Source organism: Chitinophaga sedimenti (assembly GCF_023156195.1).
GTDB classification, from domain to species: Bacteria; Bacteroidota; Bacteroidia; order Chitinophagales; family Chitinophagaceae; genus Chitinophaga; species Chitinophaga sedimenti.
This window is the reverse complement of record NZ_JAKUKA010000001.1, coordinates 3,982,198-3,995,670: the sequence shown is the minus strand read 5'-3', so window position 1 is coordinate 3,995,670 and position 13,473 is coordinate 3,982,198. Positions and strand designations below refer to the sequence as shown.

At 49.4% G+C, this 13,473-nt stretch carries 16 protein-coding genes and 1 pseudogene; 4 read left to right on the top strand and 13 right to left on the bottom strand.

All coding sequences use genetic code 11. The features are described from left to right. Positions 1–416: 416 nt before the first annotated feature. Genes MKQ70_RS22750 through MKQ70_RS22740 form a run of 3 tightly spaced genes read left to right on the top strand, consistent with a single transcriptional unit; the run spans position 417 to position 2,462 of the window. Positions 417–1,148, top strand: coding sequence for a GTP-binding protein (locus MKQ70_RS22750; RefSeq protein WP_248074545.1), 732 nt, complete (start codon positions 417–419; stop codon positions 1,146–1,148). Beyond that, a complete protein-coding gene (locus tag MKQ70_RS22745; RefSeq protein WP_248074544.1) occupies positions 1,117–1,473 on the top strand; it encodes a hypothetical protein in 357 nt (118 codons plus the stop codon). The genes MKQ70_RS22750 and MKQ70_RS22745 overlap by 32 nt, the downstream gene beginning before the upstream one ends. Next, positions 1,470–2,462 carry a translation factor GTPase family protein gene (locus MKQ70_RS22740; RefSeq protein WP_248074543.1) on the top strand — a complete coding sequence of 331 codons (993 nt, stop codon included), beginning with the start codon at positions 1,470–1,472 and terminating at the stop codon, positions 2,460–2,462. The genes MKQ70_RS22745 and MKQ70_RS22740 overlap by 4 nt, the downstream gene beginning before the upstream one ends. 816 nt (positions 2,463–3,278) lie before the next feature. Here MKQ70_RS22740 and MKQ70_RS22735 read toward each other — a convergent pair. The 8 genes and pseudogenes from MKQ70_RS22735 to ubiE all read right to left on the bottom strand — a co-directional run bounded on the left by MKQ70_RS22735 (position 3,279) and on the right by ubiE (position 9,256). Further along, entirely contained in the window at positions 3,279–4,823 is a 1,545-nt protein-coding gene (locus tag MKQ70_RS22735) for a YifB family Mg chelatase-like AAA ATPase (protein WP_248074542.1), read from the bottom strand. A gap of 176 nt (positions 4,824–4,999) precedes the next feature. Further along, positions 5,000–5,532: pseudogene (locus tag MKQ70_RS22730) on the bottom strand (MutS-related protein). A gap of 344 nt (positions 5,533–5,876) precedes the next feature. Beyond that, complete coding sequence (locus MKQ70_RS22725) at positions 5,877–6,332, bottom strand: hypothetical protein (protein WP_248074541.1); 456 nt, start codon at positions 6,330–6,332, stop codon at positions 5,877–5,879. A gap of 132 nt (positions 6,333–6,464) precedes the next feature. Then, entirely contained in the window at positions 6,465–7,439 is a 975-nt protein-coding gene (locus tag MKQ70_RS22720) for an amidohydrolase family protein (RefSeq protein WP_248074540.1), read from the bottom strand. Then, positions 7,430–7,807 (bottom strand): amidohydrolase family protein, encoded by a 378-nt coding sequence (locus MKQ70_RS22715; RefSeq protein ID WP_248074539.1) that lies wholly within the window; start codon positions 7,805–7,807, stop codon positions 7,430–7,432. Before MKQ70_RS22715 ends, MKQ70_RS22720 begins: the two co-directional genes overlap by 10 nt. A gap of 36 nt (positions 7,808–7,843) precedes the next feature. After that, a complete protein-coding gene (locus MKQ70_RS22710) occupies positions 7,844–8,014 on the bottom strand; it encodes a hypothetical protein (RefSeq protein ID WP_248074538.1) in 171 nt (56 codons plus the stop codon). Between the two features lie 22 nt (positions 8,015–8,036). Further along, complete coding sequence (locus MKQ70_RS22705) at positions 8,037–8,459, bottom strand: outer membrane beta-barrel protein (RefSeq protein ID WP_248074537.1); 423 nt, start codon at positions 8,457–8,459, stop codon at positions 8,037–8,039. Positions 8,460–8,509: 50 nt separating this feature from the next. Further along, entirely contained in the window at positions 8,510–9,256 is a 747-nt protein-coding gene (ubiE, locus tag MKQ70_RS22700) for a bifunctional demethylmenaquinone methyltransferase/2-methoxy-6-polyprenyl-1,4-benzoquinol methylase UbiE (RefSeq protein WP_248074536.1), read from the bottom strand. A gap of 93 nt (positions 9,257–9,349) precedes the next feature. On the opposite strand from ubiE, the gene yihA reads away from it, so the two are divergent. After that, complete coding sequence (gene yihA / locus MKQ70_RS22695) at positions 9,350–9,958, top strand: ribosome biogenesis GTP-binding protein YihA/YsxC (protein WP_248074535.1); 609 nt, start codon at positions 9,350–9,352, stop codon at positions 9,956–9,958. Positions 9,959–10,028: 70 nt separating this feature from the next. On the opposite strand, the gene MKQ70_RS22690 is transcribed toward yihA, so the two are convergent. The 5 genes from MKQ70_RS22690 to MKQ70_RS22670 form a co-directional block, all read right to left on the bottom strand. After that, positions 10,029–10,499 (bottom strand): ribonuclease H-like YkuK family protein, encoded by a 471-nt coding sequence (locus tag MKQ70_RS22690; protein ID WP_248074534.1) that lies wholly within the window; start codon positions 10,497–10,499, stop codon positions 10,029–10,031. A gap of 183 nt (positions 10,500–10,682) precedes the next feature. Further along, on the bottom strand, positions 10,683–11,051 hold the full coding sequence (locus MKQ70_RS22685; protein WP_248074533.1) for a CoA-binding protein: 369 nt from the start codon (positions 11,049–11,051) through the stop codon (positions 10,683–10,685). A gap of 10 nt (positions 11,052–11,061) precedes the next feature. Then, a complete protein-coding gene (locus MKQ70_RS22680) occupies positions 11,062–12,003 on the bottom strand; it encodes a TIGR01777 family oxidoreductase (RefSeq protein WP_248074532.1) in 942 nt (313 codons plus the stop codon). Between the two features lie 62 nt (positions 12,004–12,065). Beyond that, positions 12,066–12,572, bottom strand: coding sequence for a GbsR/MarR family transcriptional regulator (locus tag MKQ70_RS22675; protein ID WP_248074531.1), 507 nt, complete (start codon positions 12,570–12,572; stop codon positions 12,066–12,068). A gap of 310 nt (positions 12,573–12,882) precedes the next feature. After that, the gene (locus MKQ70_RS22670; RefSeq protein WP_248074530.1) at positions 12,883–13,269 is read right to left on the bottom strand and encodes a VOC family protein; all 387 of its coding nucleotides are present in this window, start codon (positions 13,267–13,269) and stop codon (positions 12,883–12,885) included. Positions 13,270–13,473 lie beyond the last annotated feature (204 nt).

Below are 13,473 nucleotides of genomic sequence, written 5' to 3'. Positions count from 1 at the left end.
GAGAGGCAAATTTGTCAACGATCTGGCCGAAGATCAGCGGATCGAGGAGGGAGAATACCTGGTTAATAGTGGCCAGCAACAACGCTAAAACAATCAGCCACTTGTAATTTTTGAGATAAGAGAGCAAGAGTCGCATTGGGCAAAGGTAGGGAAAAAGCCTACGCAATAAATGTTGCCACAACTAATCTGGGGCTATGTTACCGGATGGTTAACGGAAGCCATAAAAATCGTAACTTAACAGTAACACAGCACCGGGCTTACACGCAGCACATCTGGCATCCTCCTCACTATACGCGGCCCTCTCCATCCACCCACCTTATAAATCTGCACGTTATGAAAATGTATGATGAAAAACACGTAAAAACATTGTACTCATTGGCGCCGCCAAGAGCGGTAAAACGACCCTCGCCGAAGCCATGCTCTTCGAGGCCGGTATCATTTCCAAACGCGGTTCCGTAGAGGAGCGCAACACCATCAGCGACTACCATGATATTGAGCATGAGCGCGGCAATTCCGTGTATGCGACCACCCTGCACACGGAGTGGCGCGACTATAAAATCAACATTATTGATACGCCGGGGCTGGAAGACTTCGTCGGCGAAGTTACCGCTTCCGTACGTGTGTGCGATACCGCGCTGCTGCTGCTGAATGCCGAGTATGGGGTGGAAGTGGGCACCGAACAGATATGGGACTACGTAGACCGCTACCGGAAACCCACTATTATCGGCATAAACCACCTCGACGGCGAAAAGGCGAACTTTCAGCAGTCGGTGGACCAGGCCAGGCAATCGTTTGGGGCGGCCGTTACCGTCATGCAGTACCCGGTAAACCAGGGGATCGGCTTTAATGCCATCATCGACCTGCTAAAAATGACCATGTACCGGTTTCCGGCAACGGGTGGCAAACCGGAGAAACTGCCCATTCCCGAAGAAGAAACGGAAACCACGGCACGTTTGCACAACGAATTGGTAGAGAAAGCCGCGGAAAATGATGATGCACTGATGGAACAGTTTTTTGAAAAGGGGAGCCTTGATGAAGATGAACTGCGCGAAGGGTTAAAAATTGGGATGATGAAACACCGTGTTCCCGGTGTTTTGCCTGAGTGCGAAAAACAACATGGGCGGTGGCCGGTTGATGGGGTTTATTGATAATGTGGCGCCCTCTGCGGTGGACATGCCGCCGGAAACGTCGGAAGAGGGACGGGAGATTAAATGCGATCCTTCTGGGGCCACGAGCCTGTTCGTGTTTAAAACCCTTTTGGAGCCTCATATTGGCCGGTTATCTTTCTTCAAGGTGATGAGCGGCGAGGTAAAGGCGGGGATGGAACTACATAACGAAAAGGGCGATACCGGCGAACGGCTGAACCAGCTGTTCATTGCAGACGGCCGTAACAGAAATGCTGTGGACAAACTGCGCGCAGGGGATATTGGCTGCACGCTCAAATTAAAAATACTTTCACCAACCATACATTGAACGATAAAGCGGCCAACTGGCAGGTGGCGCCGCTGCATTTCCCATCACCGAAGGTACGCGCGGCCATTGTGGCAAAGAAGAAGTCCGATGATGAAAAACTCAGCGAGGTGCTGGCGGAAATTCATATGGAAGACCCCACCCTGGAAATTGAGTACAACCGCGAACTGAAGCAGGTGATTCTGCACGGTCAGGGCGATCTGCACCTGGCGGTAACGCGCTGGCGGCTGGAGCACGTGTACAATATGCAGGTCGATTATGTGCCGGCGCGTATCCCGTACCGCGAAACCATTCAGAAACAGGCGCAGGCATCGTACCGGCATAAGAAGCAGTCCGGCGGCGCAGGCCAGTTCGGTGAGGTATTTATCAAAATTGAACCTTATGTCGACGGAATGGCCCCACTTAAAGAGTTCCCTGTCCGCGAAAGCGAAGAAATTGCACTTACCTGGGGTGGTAAGCTGGTGTTTAACAACTGCATCGTAGGCGGCGCGATCGATAACCGCTTTCTTCCTTCCATTTTGAAAGGCATCATGGAGAAAATGCAGGAAGGACCACTGACCGGTTCGTACGTACGGGATATACGCGTAAGTGTGTACGATGGCAAAATGCACCCGGTCGACAGTAATGATATCTCTTTTAAAATCGCTGGCATGATGGCCTTCAGGGACGCGTTTTACCAGGCCGCTCCCCAATTACTGGAACCCGTTTTCGACCTGGAGGCCGTTGCCCCCGATACGATGATGGGCGATATTATGAGCGAGTTGCAGAGCCATCGCAGTTTAATTACGGGAATGGATAGTGAAAACGGCTACCAGGTAATTAAAGCGCGTACGCCGCAGGCGGAATTGGATAAACTGTTCGCTGCTTTGCGTAATGTGACGCAGGGACGTGCTAAAGTAAAGGCCGTGTTTGCCGAGTATGCACCAGTGCCGGCAGATATACAGAAAAAATTGAGTGAAGATTATAAGAAGGTAGAAGCACAGTTCGTGTAGAGGCAAAGAAAAAGGCGGTAAGAATACCGCCTTCAGTTATTTTAACCATATCCTATGAAAAACCTGATGCAAAGATAGGAGTACGAATGATGATGTAAAGTGCAAATGGGTGAACGTGCAGAAATAGTTGGTAAACGTAGTGGAGTTGGAGTTGTTAACTTGAATTTAACCAGCGGCTGGTGTATGGGCAAAGAAAAAGGCGGTAAGAATACCGCCTTCAGTTATTTTAACCATATCCTATGAAAAACCTGATGCAAAGATAGGAGTACGAATGATGATGTAAAGTGTAAATGGGTGAACGTGCAGAAATAGTTGGTGAACGTAGTGGAGTTGGAGCTGTTAACTTGAATTTAACCAGCGGCTGGTATATGGGCAAAGAAAAAGGCGGTAAGAATACCGCCTTCAGTTATTTTAACCATATCCTATGAAAAACCTGATGCAAAGATAGGAGTACGAATGATGATGTAAAGTGTAAATGGGTGAACGTGCAGAAATAGTTGGTGAACGTAGTGGAGTTGGAGCTGTTAACTTGAATTTAACCAGCGGCTGGTGTATGGGCAAAGAAAAAGGCGGTAAGAATACCGCCTTCAGTTATTTTAACCATATCCTATGAAAAACCTGATGCAAAGATAAGTTCATAAGGACGCCTGTCAAGTGTAACCAGGTGAAATGCGGAAATTATTTGGTGAATGGAGGATAAGGATGTCTGTTAACAACCATTTAACCAGCGGTGTAAAGTGGTGTCAAATGCTAAGTGTTTGTCGTGGAGGGACTTGTCTTTTTAGCATGGAAGTTGGCTATAGGTTATGCGTCATTTTATACGTTCCATTGTTGCCTGTCCAGACTGCGATACTGCACCGCCGTAGCAACATGCGGCGCGAGGATGTGGGCACTGCCTTCCAGGTCTGCCACGGTTCGGCTTACTTTAAGGATGCGGTCGTATGCGCGGGCCGACAAGTTCAGGCGTTGCATGGCACTTTTGAGGAGCCGGCCGCCTGCTTCATCCAGGTGGCAGTTGGCCCGGAGTAATTTACTGCTCATCTGGGCATTGTTGTAAACGGCGGCCTCCTGTTGGAAACGCACTGCCTGCAACCGCCGCGCCGCCATCACCCGTTCCCGGATCATCGCACTCGGCTCGGCCCCCTGTCCGGACAACACCTCTGACAGCACCACCGGCGTTACCTCTACATGCAGGTCTATACGGTCCAGCAATGGCCCGGAAATCCTGGAAAAGTATTTTCGCACCAGGGTAGGCGGACATGAACAGGTTTTCCCAATCTGGCCAAAGAAGCCGCAGGGACACGAATTCATAGAACAAAGCAGCATCACCCCGGCAGGGAATTCAACAGCCATGCGGGCGCGCGAAATCGTCACCTTACGCTCCTCCAAAGGCTGCCGCATCACTTCCAGCGCACTGCGCTTAAATTCCGGTAACTCATCAAGGAAAAGGACGCCGTTATGCGCCAGCGATATTTCGCCCGGCTGAGGGATACCACCACCGCCACCTACCAACGCTACGTCACTGATCGTGTGATGTGGCGAACGGAAGGGGCGGCGGGATACCAGAGTAGCCTCGACAGGCAGTTTACCTGCAACAGAGTGGATGCGGGTCGTTTCCAATGCCTCCTGTAAACTTAATGGCGGAAGGATCGTAGGCATTCTGTGCGCAAGCATCGTTTTGCCAGCACCTGGCGGACCAATCATAATTACATTGTGTCCGCCGGCGGCGGCAATCTCTAACGCACGTTTAACATTCTGCTGGCCTTTTACATCCGAAAAATCGATATCGAAATCGTATTGTGTGGCGAAAAACTCTTCACGGGTTTGTACCACCGTTGCTTCCAGTTTTTTATAGCCCTGGAAAAAATCCAGTACCTCACCGATGTCCCGTACGCCATATACATCCAGCTGCGTAATCATAGCCGCTTCCCGGGCGTTTTGCTGCGGCAGGATAAAGCCTTTGAATCCTTCCTTTCGCGCCTGCAATGCCATGGGGAGGGCGCCGCGTATGGGCTTAAGGCTGCCGTCCAGCGACAGTTCGCCCATGATGACGTACTGTTCCGGGTTATCCTTTAATTCTATTTGTTTAGAAGCAGCAATAATGCCAAGTGCGATCGGCAGATCATATGCCGCACCAACCTTACGGAGCGCCGCCGGAGCGAGGTTTACAATGGTGCGTAACCGCGGCATCCGGAAACCGATATTTTTGATCACTGATTCCACCCGGTACTGGCTTTCCTTTACTGCATTATCTGGTAAGCCGACCATGTAAAATTTTGTTCCCTGCATCACATTCACCTCTATGGATACAGTAATCGCATCTATACCGAATACGGCGCTCCCGTAGGTTTTGATTAACATACAATGGTTGATTTGTTAGAGCGAAAGTAGCAGTTTGTCAAATACGAAAATCAACGTAAAAACATGGTGGTATATATACCTGAATTCTGAGAACATTTATAGTGAAACTGAGAAATTGTTCATTTTTATGTAGGTGAAAAAAAACGGATGCTGGGAGCAGCATCCGTTTAAAAAAGTTAATTTTCTTTCATTCCCTCCAGCAGGTCTAATACCTTCTCCCGCTTCAGGATCAGGTATCCTATCTTCTCCTTCGCAATACCGTCTTTCAATTGGTACGTGAAATAAAGGGTATCATCGACTACCTCGCTCTCAAAGTATTTGAAAATAATTTTCTCCTCTTTCTGCAATTCATCCGCAATCTCATAGAGGTGGGTCGATAAGATAAACAGCGAATATTTGTTATGCAGTAATCCGCGGATCACTGCAAGGGAACAGTTTTTCGCATCTTCCACATTCGTGCCCTTAAACATTTCATCCACCAGTATCAACCAGTTTTTGCCGTCGCTGATTTTGATGATTGCGTTTTTGATGCGCTGTACCTCGCTGTAGAAGTAGCTTTCGCCTTTGAAGATATTGTCCTGCACCGGATGTTCGACAAAATGCCGTGGAAGAAACTCAGCTCCATCTCCTGTGCCGGCACGCCCATGCCCAGGTGAGCCAGGAATGTGGCTACGCCAACAGCCTTGATAAAGGTCGTTTTTCCTGCCATGTTCGCGCCGGTGAGAAACAGGAAGTTGCGGCGCTTGTCAAACGTCATGTCGTACGCCACCGGTTGCGGCAGAATGATGTGGTATAATCCTTTCACGTCAATGTAGGGGTCATTGCCCTCGCGGAACGTGGGAAACTTCAGGTCGAAACGGCGTACGGCCATCGCCATGCTGTAATACGCATCAAGGCGTGTATACAGTTCCGTGAGTTCCCATAATATTTTTTTATGCTTGCGGCGAATGATGCTGTCGTAACGGAGTATCTGGATGTAGTTCAATTTGCCTTCATCATCCAGCGATATGATGTCATCAAACTCTCGCTGGCGCAGCAGATGCGCCGCACGGTCTACCAGGATGCGTAACACAGCGGGCGTAGTGTCTTTGTTATACAGGTTGGCCAGTGTTTAAATCCGCGCAACAGGTTCAGCAGCTGCGTAAATGAAAATCGAACAAAGCCGAAGTCCGGCGCGTAAATGGTTTTCATCACCGTAGCGCTCACCACGAGCCCAAGCCCCGCATTGCTTGAAATGGGATCTATTTCCGCGTTCAGGTAGTTCTCTATCACCACGATGGTACCATTGGAAATCTGGGTGGGCCACTGGGTATCCTGTTCCAGGATGAACTTTAACATCGCCTGGCGCTCGCCGATCGCTTTCAAATCTTTCAACGGGTTCGCGAACAGACTGCGTAAGTATTCCCGTCCACCGGCAGTGCTTGTAAAATCCAGTTTGTGCAGGAGTGAGAACTCTTCGTCCCGGTTAAAGATGGAGAGGTCAAGGTAGGTCGTTTTGTCCAGTTCCATTCGCTTAGTTTTTGGTGAATTTACAGTTTACAGGCAGAAAAATAAAGGGCTTCCATGCTTGTGGGAAGGAAGATGCGGATAGCGGTTTTTTCCATAAAGAAGTGGCTGCCCGGTAAGGCAGCCACCATTGAATTATCTGGCGAAGGTAATGCGCCGACCTCTTTCGCTTTCGTTAAACACACCGTTTTCGTAAGCCAGGTGGCCGTTGACGAAGGTGTGTGTAATCGCCGAGTTAAACGTTTGTCCTTCAAACGGGCTCCATCCGCAGTGGTAATAGATATTCTCTTTGCTCACTTTGGTTGCTGCGTTCAGGTCGGCGATCACCACGTCGGCAAAATAGCCCTCACGCACGTAGCCTCTTTCTTTTATCTGGAAACAGATGGCCGGTGCATGGCTCATTTTCGCTACCATCTTTTCGATGGTCATACGCCCCTGTTTCACGGCTTCCAACATCATCAGCACCGAATGTTGTACCAGTGGTACACCGGAAGGTGACTGCAGGTAGGCCTGCTGTTTTTCATCCCAGGTATGTGGCGCGTGATCGGTGGCGATGATGTCCGTGCGGTCATCGTTCAGCGCTTTCCATAATGCTTCGCGGTGTTTCGGCGCTTTAATGGCCGGATTACACTTGATGAGGTTGCCGTACTGTGCATAATCATCGGCGCTGAACCACAGGTGATGTACACATACTTCAGCAGTGATGCGCTTTTCCGCCAGCGGCAGCATATTGGAAAATAGTTGTAATTCTTTTTCGGTAGAGATGTGGAGGATGTGCAGCCTGCTATCGTACTTCTTTGCCAGCTGTATAGCAGTAAAAGAAGACTCGAAACATGCTTCCTCGTTGCGGATCAGCGGATGGTCGGCCGCCGTCAGGTTATCGCCCTTATTCCGTTTAAACTGCTCCATATTATCGCGGATGATCTTCTCGTCCTCGCAATGTGTGGCAATCAGCAGTTCGGTACCGGAAAAAATCTTATTCAGGGTTACGAAGTTGTCCACCAGCATATTACCGGTAGAAGAGCCCATGAATATTTTCACCCCGCAAACGCGGTCTTTCTTTTCGTTGGTGCGCAGTACTTCTTCCGCATTGTCGTTGCTTACACCCATGAAAAAGAGTAGTTGGCGAGAGAGGTGTTAGCGGCAATGGTATATTTGTCCTCCAGTCTTTCCTGGGTAATAGCTTCTGGCTTGGTGTTGGGCATTTCCATGAAAGTGGTGGTACCGCCGGCCACAGCAGCGCGCGCCTCGGAGTGGATATTGGCCTTATGCGTCAGCCCCGGCTCGCGGAAGTGCACCTGGTCGTCGATAGCGCCCGGCAGCAAGTGTTTCCCCTCGCCGTTGATCTCGGTGTAATTGCCTTTTTCGTTGATTTGCGGGGCCAGCTTTTCGATGCGGCCGTTGCGGAGCAGTACGTCCTGTACCTGCGTGCGGCCTTCGTTTACAACCGCAATGTTCCTGATCAAATAATTCTGCATGGCGCAAAGGTAAACCCTTGTGCGGCATCAGCAAAATCAGCCTTCGAGGTGAATGGAAAATACGATCATACGGCTTTTCAGCTCGCCCATGTTGTTGGAGTAACGCAGGTTCTGGTCGCGTACGTGTACATCGCCCAAGCCATTACTGATCTTGAATTCCGGGGCAAATATGAAGCTCTGGAAGTAAAATTCGAAGCCTGCCCCCACTTCATACCCGTAATCTCCTTTTTTACCTTGACGAGATCCTCCGCCCGGCGTGCCCGCGCGTTGGAGGCCAGTCATAATCGTATTTCATACCCGCAATCGTGTATACGCGCATGTTCCGGATACGGTCCGACTTGAATTTGATCTGAACGGGGAAGCTCAGCAGGATGGATTCAATATTTTTCGTGGTTTCCGCGGAAGGAAACTGCTCTTTATAATACAGGTTTTTGGAAGCAAATACCAGCTGCGGGTTAAAGCGCAGATCGAACCGCTTGTTCAGGCGCAGGTTAGCCAGCAGGCCCAGGTTAAAACCAATGGTTTTCAGTGGCTCTATCACCATTACGGTGTCCTGGTTCAAAAAGCGGTCGGAATGGTATAGTTTGAAGTTCGACTGGTTAGAGGCTAGCGTAATACCGAAATAATAGGGCTTTTGATCATGTTCTTCCATGTTCAGCTGCGCATTTGACGGTAAATAGGTTAAACACAGGATAAGCAACCCTATCGGGAAGCGCAATAAACGGAACATATGCCGAAAGTTAGTGTTTTGCATGTAACGGACTGATAGCCAAGTTCTTCCAGGATACTTACCATGGCCTTGCCCTGTGGGAAAGCTTTTACCGAATCGGGAAGGTAACTGTAGGCGGCTTCGCTTTTAGCTACATATTTCCCGATCAGGGGCGTGATGTAGCGGAAATAAAAATTATACAGCTGTTTAACAGGGAATACGGTAGGATTGGAAAATTCCAGGATCACCACTTTTCCGCCCGGTTTCAATACGCGGCGCATTTCGCCCAACCCTTGTTTCAGGTTTTCGAAGTTACGCACGCCGAAGGCAACTGTTATGGCATCAAACGTTGCATCGGGGAAACTTATTGTTTCGCTATCGCCCAGCTCAAGGGTGATCTTGTCGCTCAGACCGAGCTTTTGGATCTTCTGGCGGCCCAGCTCCAGCATGCCTGCGGAAATGTCGATACCGGTAATCTTTTCAGGGTGAAGCATTTTATTGGCCGCAATTGCCAGGTCGCCGGTGCCGGTAGCCACGTCGAGAATGGTTTTGGGCTGAATGTCTTTCAGCTTTTTTAAGGCAATCTTACGCCAGATTTTGTCGATGCCCAGCGACATGAAGTGGTTCAGGAAGTCGTACCTGAACGCGATCTGGTCAAACATGCTCGCTATCTGCTCCTTCTTGCTTAATTTTGACTCCTTGAAAGGAATCACTTTCTGAACTGTCTCGGTATCTGCCATAGGCAGCAAAGTTAGCTAAAAACGTTTTCGGAAGATGTTCCTTCAGGTGTTCCTGTCAGCAGGGACCTAATTTTTTAAACAAAGAATATAGAAATGGTTATCAAATCAGCAGAATACCTCATCAGCAACCCCGACTGGGAGAAATGTCCTAAACCCGACCTGCCGGAATATGCATTTATCGGCCGGTCTAACGTGGGAAAATCTTCCCTGATCAATATGCTGGCCAACCATGAAAAGCTGGCCAAAACTTCGGGAACGCCGGGTAAAACCCAGCTGATCAATCATTTTATCATCAATAAAAACTGGTACCTGGTCGATTTGCCGGGTTATGGCTTCGCAAAAGTGTCGCAATCGCAACGCAGGCAATGGAGCCAGATGATTGAAAATTATCTCCGTAAGCGCACGAACCTGGTGAATGTGTTTGTGCTGATAGACAGCAGGCACGAGCCACAGGCCATCGATATCGAATTTGTTAACCAGCTGGGAGAGTGGCAGATCCCGTTCAGCCTCGTGTTTACGAAGGCAGATAAGTCAACCCAACTGGAAGTAAGCCGTAACGTAAAGGCTTTCCTCAATAAACTGCGCGAAAACTGGGAATTTCTGCCTGCACACTATGTTACCTCTACCGTCAAAAAAATGGGAAGAGAAAAGATCCTCGACTTTGTAGACGAGTTGAACGAACGTTTCCAGGGGCTTGCATAGGGGCGACAATGGCGCCTGGTGCGGTTTCACACCAATAATTCGCTTTTGGGGTTGATGCGCCGGGCGCGCCTTAGTTTACGATCTTGTTAGCGCAGCAACTGCTGGCAAAGGCTTCCGGCTTGGCTTTAAACGCGAAGCCCATGCCCGGGATGTAGCCCATCGCTTCTCTTAATGCCAGGTTGCTTTTGAATTGCGGATTCGTGTTGATGTCTGCATGTACTTCCATGTCTACATCGTATTCGGTGAACAGGTCGCAAAGTTCGTACGCAATTTCAATGCTCTTGGCTACTTCTACCAGCATGCGCTCCTTAATGGAATACACATCGCGGGTTTTTTCATTGTGAATGAACATAAAGCCACCGTGGCCTTCACGTAAAAACACGATCACGGTCGCAAACTCCGTTTCAGCACCCTTCACCTGCGAGTCGGTACCGATACATACTTTGAGTTTGAAATGCCGGGTTTCGCGTACGATGGCTTGCCTTACTTCGTCCTTAATGGGCAGGTTAATGGACTCCCCGTTGAATCGTCTCCACTTCATAATGATTATATTAAATGGGTGAATAAGCGCGGGTTGGGTATGCCTGTCTATTGGTCTTTGGCCTTGCTGATGGGTCTGGGCTAACAACTATTGGTTCGGGTTGCGGGACGGCAATGGATGCTGATTTCGCTAAACCGAATATACGAAAAATTTAAAGTGGTGATGTAAAGGGAGCATTAAGTTTTAGTACTGGCCCGTGCCCAGCATTACCAGGGTGCAGGCTTCCAGCGTTTCAATGCCCTGCTGCTGCGCCATGGCTTCCAGTTCGGGGTTTTCGGTACCCGGATTAAAAATGATGCGTTTAGGGTGCAGGCTTAAGATGTATTGATAGTATTCCTGCTGCCGCAAAGGGTTCATGTATAACGTTACTGTATCTACGTTTTCCAGCGACGGATGTTCGGCCGTTACCGGCGTACCGTTGATGTCGCCTTCCTTTTTACCGATGGCTACCACCGGGTGATTGTAGGCCCGCAGGCGGTTTACGGCCAAAAAGCTGTAACGGTCCGGGTTGGGCGATGCGCCTATAACAACAGTAAGTTTCGGTGCTTTCATATCTTCAAAATTAAAACAAATGATAACGCCGGCGGGGCAGCTCGTTCACAATAGCTTCCAGTGCGGGTGCCAGTTGCGCATACCGGAAGCGGAAACCTTCCTGCTGCAAGCGGGCCGGCACCACCCAGCGGCTTTTGATTATCAGTTCAATTTCCGTACCGATCAACACCGCGCCCATCCGCAGCAGCCATTCCGGCGCAGGCAGCCCGATCTTGTGGCCGGCCACCTGGCGTAAAGTACGCATAAATGTTTCATTGGTAACAGGTTGGGGAGCCGCGCAGTTGTACACACCTTGCGCTGTTTCGGTTTCAAAAAGCCAGTTTGTCAGCCTGCAGAAGTCCTCCACGTGCACCCAGCTAAACATTTGACTCCCTTTGCCTTGCCGGCCACCCAGTCCAAATTTTACGAGGTTCAGGAAAGGTGCCATCACACCGCCGTTAGGGCCAAGGGTAATCGCCGTACGCAGCGCTACTTTGCGGGTGCCGGGCGTATCCTGCTCAAAAAAGGTCTTTTCCCACAGTTTACACACCTGTACAGAAAAGTCGTTGTGCATCTCGCCGGTAAATTCGTCTTGCGGACGATCTTCCGCATGCCGGTAAATTGTTGCAGAAGCCGTATTGATCCAAAGTTTGGGCGGATTGGCAGCATGTTTCACCGCCTCTCCCAGTATTGTGGTGCTATTGACCCTGCTGGCGAAAATGGCGGCTTTGTTACTTTCGGTATAACGGCAATTCACGCTTTTACCCGCCAGGTTAATAAGCAGGTCTGCCCCATCCAGCTCTTGTTCCCAGCCGCTGAGGGTTTCGCCGTTCCAGGTAACGTAACGGGCCGGGAGTTTGCGGCTGCCGCTCCTGCTTAATACCACCACCTCGTTATCCGTTCCAAAAAAGTGAACCAACGCTTCGCCGATAAACCCCGTGCCGCCTGCTATAACAATCTTTTTATTTTTCATGTTGAAGGGATGTTAGTGTTCTGAACTTTCAGAAAAAAATGAAATATCGGTATAAAAAAATATTACTTGAAAACTTTCAGCAATGTGCTGTAGAACCAGTTTTCCTCCGCTTTAATGAATGCGTTCAGTGTAGCATCGGTCTGCTGCGCAAAACGGTTGATGTTGGAAATAGCGTCGCGGAAAGCCTTTACGTGTTTGTCTTTCTGGTCGCCTTCCACGCTCTGTAATGCGTTCAGCACTTTTAAGATCGGGTCCAGCTCGCGCTTTTTACGTTCGCGGGCGATGGCCGTCCCTACTTTCCAGATGTCTTTCTCCGCAGAAAAATACTCTTTGCGTTCGCCTGGTACCAGTACTTTATCCACGATGCCCCAGTTGATGAGCTCCCGCACATTCATATTCGTATTGCCACGGGATATGTTCAGTTCCTCCATGATCTCGTCCGCACTCAGTGCATTGGGCGCGATGAGCAGGAGGGCGTGAATCTGCGCCATGGTGCGGTTAATGCCCCATTGTGCGCCTAAAGAACCCCAGGCCTGAATAAATTGTGCTTTTGCATCAGTGAATTTCATGGCCCAAATTTATGGCTATGTTTCCGAACTTTCAAAAGAATTTGAAAGAAAGTTGAAAAAATATCAATTTAAGTTGGAGCGACTGTCGTTTTAAGGGGTCATAGTAATACGAACGGGTGATCTCCCGGAAGCTGTACACTGAGTAGGTTTCAGCAATGACTACTATATAGGTCTGCTGGGGTGTGACTACATTGATACCTGTTGTAAATTCACTTTTGGGAAGCGGAACGGCGTAAAATGTTAAGAAAGTACAATAAAAAGCGTGGCTTTCAGCCTGCGGCCGGTGCTGAAAAAAGGGAGTAGTTGGGCGCTAATTGGGCGAGTGCAGCGCTACCCGGTTACCTTCCGTATCCTGGAAAATGGCGTAATAGCCCATGTCCTGTTGGTCGGATACGGGTTTTTTATCCAGTTCTATTTTGCCGCCCGCAGCGGGCACACGGTTCAGAACAGGGGAGAGGTCGTTACCGGCGTTCAGGTAAATCAGGCTTCCCCGCTGGCTCGGCAGGTAATCAGGTCCCTGCGCAATGGCGCCTCCCACGCCACGTTCCGCATCGTACGGAAAAAGCGCAAGGCGGTCCGCACCCAGTTCCATTTCTGGCATCTCACATTCGAAAATGGCAGCATAAAATTTCTTAGCCCTGTTAAAATCGTTCACGGGAATCTCAAACCAGCTGACGGCGTTTTTGGGTAATTGCATGTTTGGTAGCAGATGTTTTGAAGGGGTGTACTAAATATACTAATTAAAACAGGAAAAGGAAGGGTCCGGTGCTAAAATATTTAAGGGCCGGCCCTTTTTGAGGCCAGCCCTTAAATATTAAGTGAGCAGCTGTATTATTTGATAACTTCAGCCGTGGCGTCGTTCGCCGTTTCAGATTTGGGTTTGCCCAGAACTCCGGTAAAT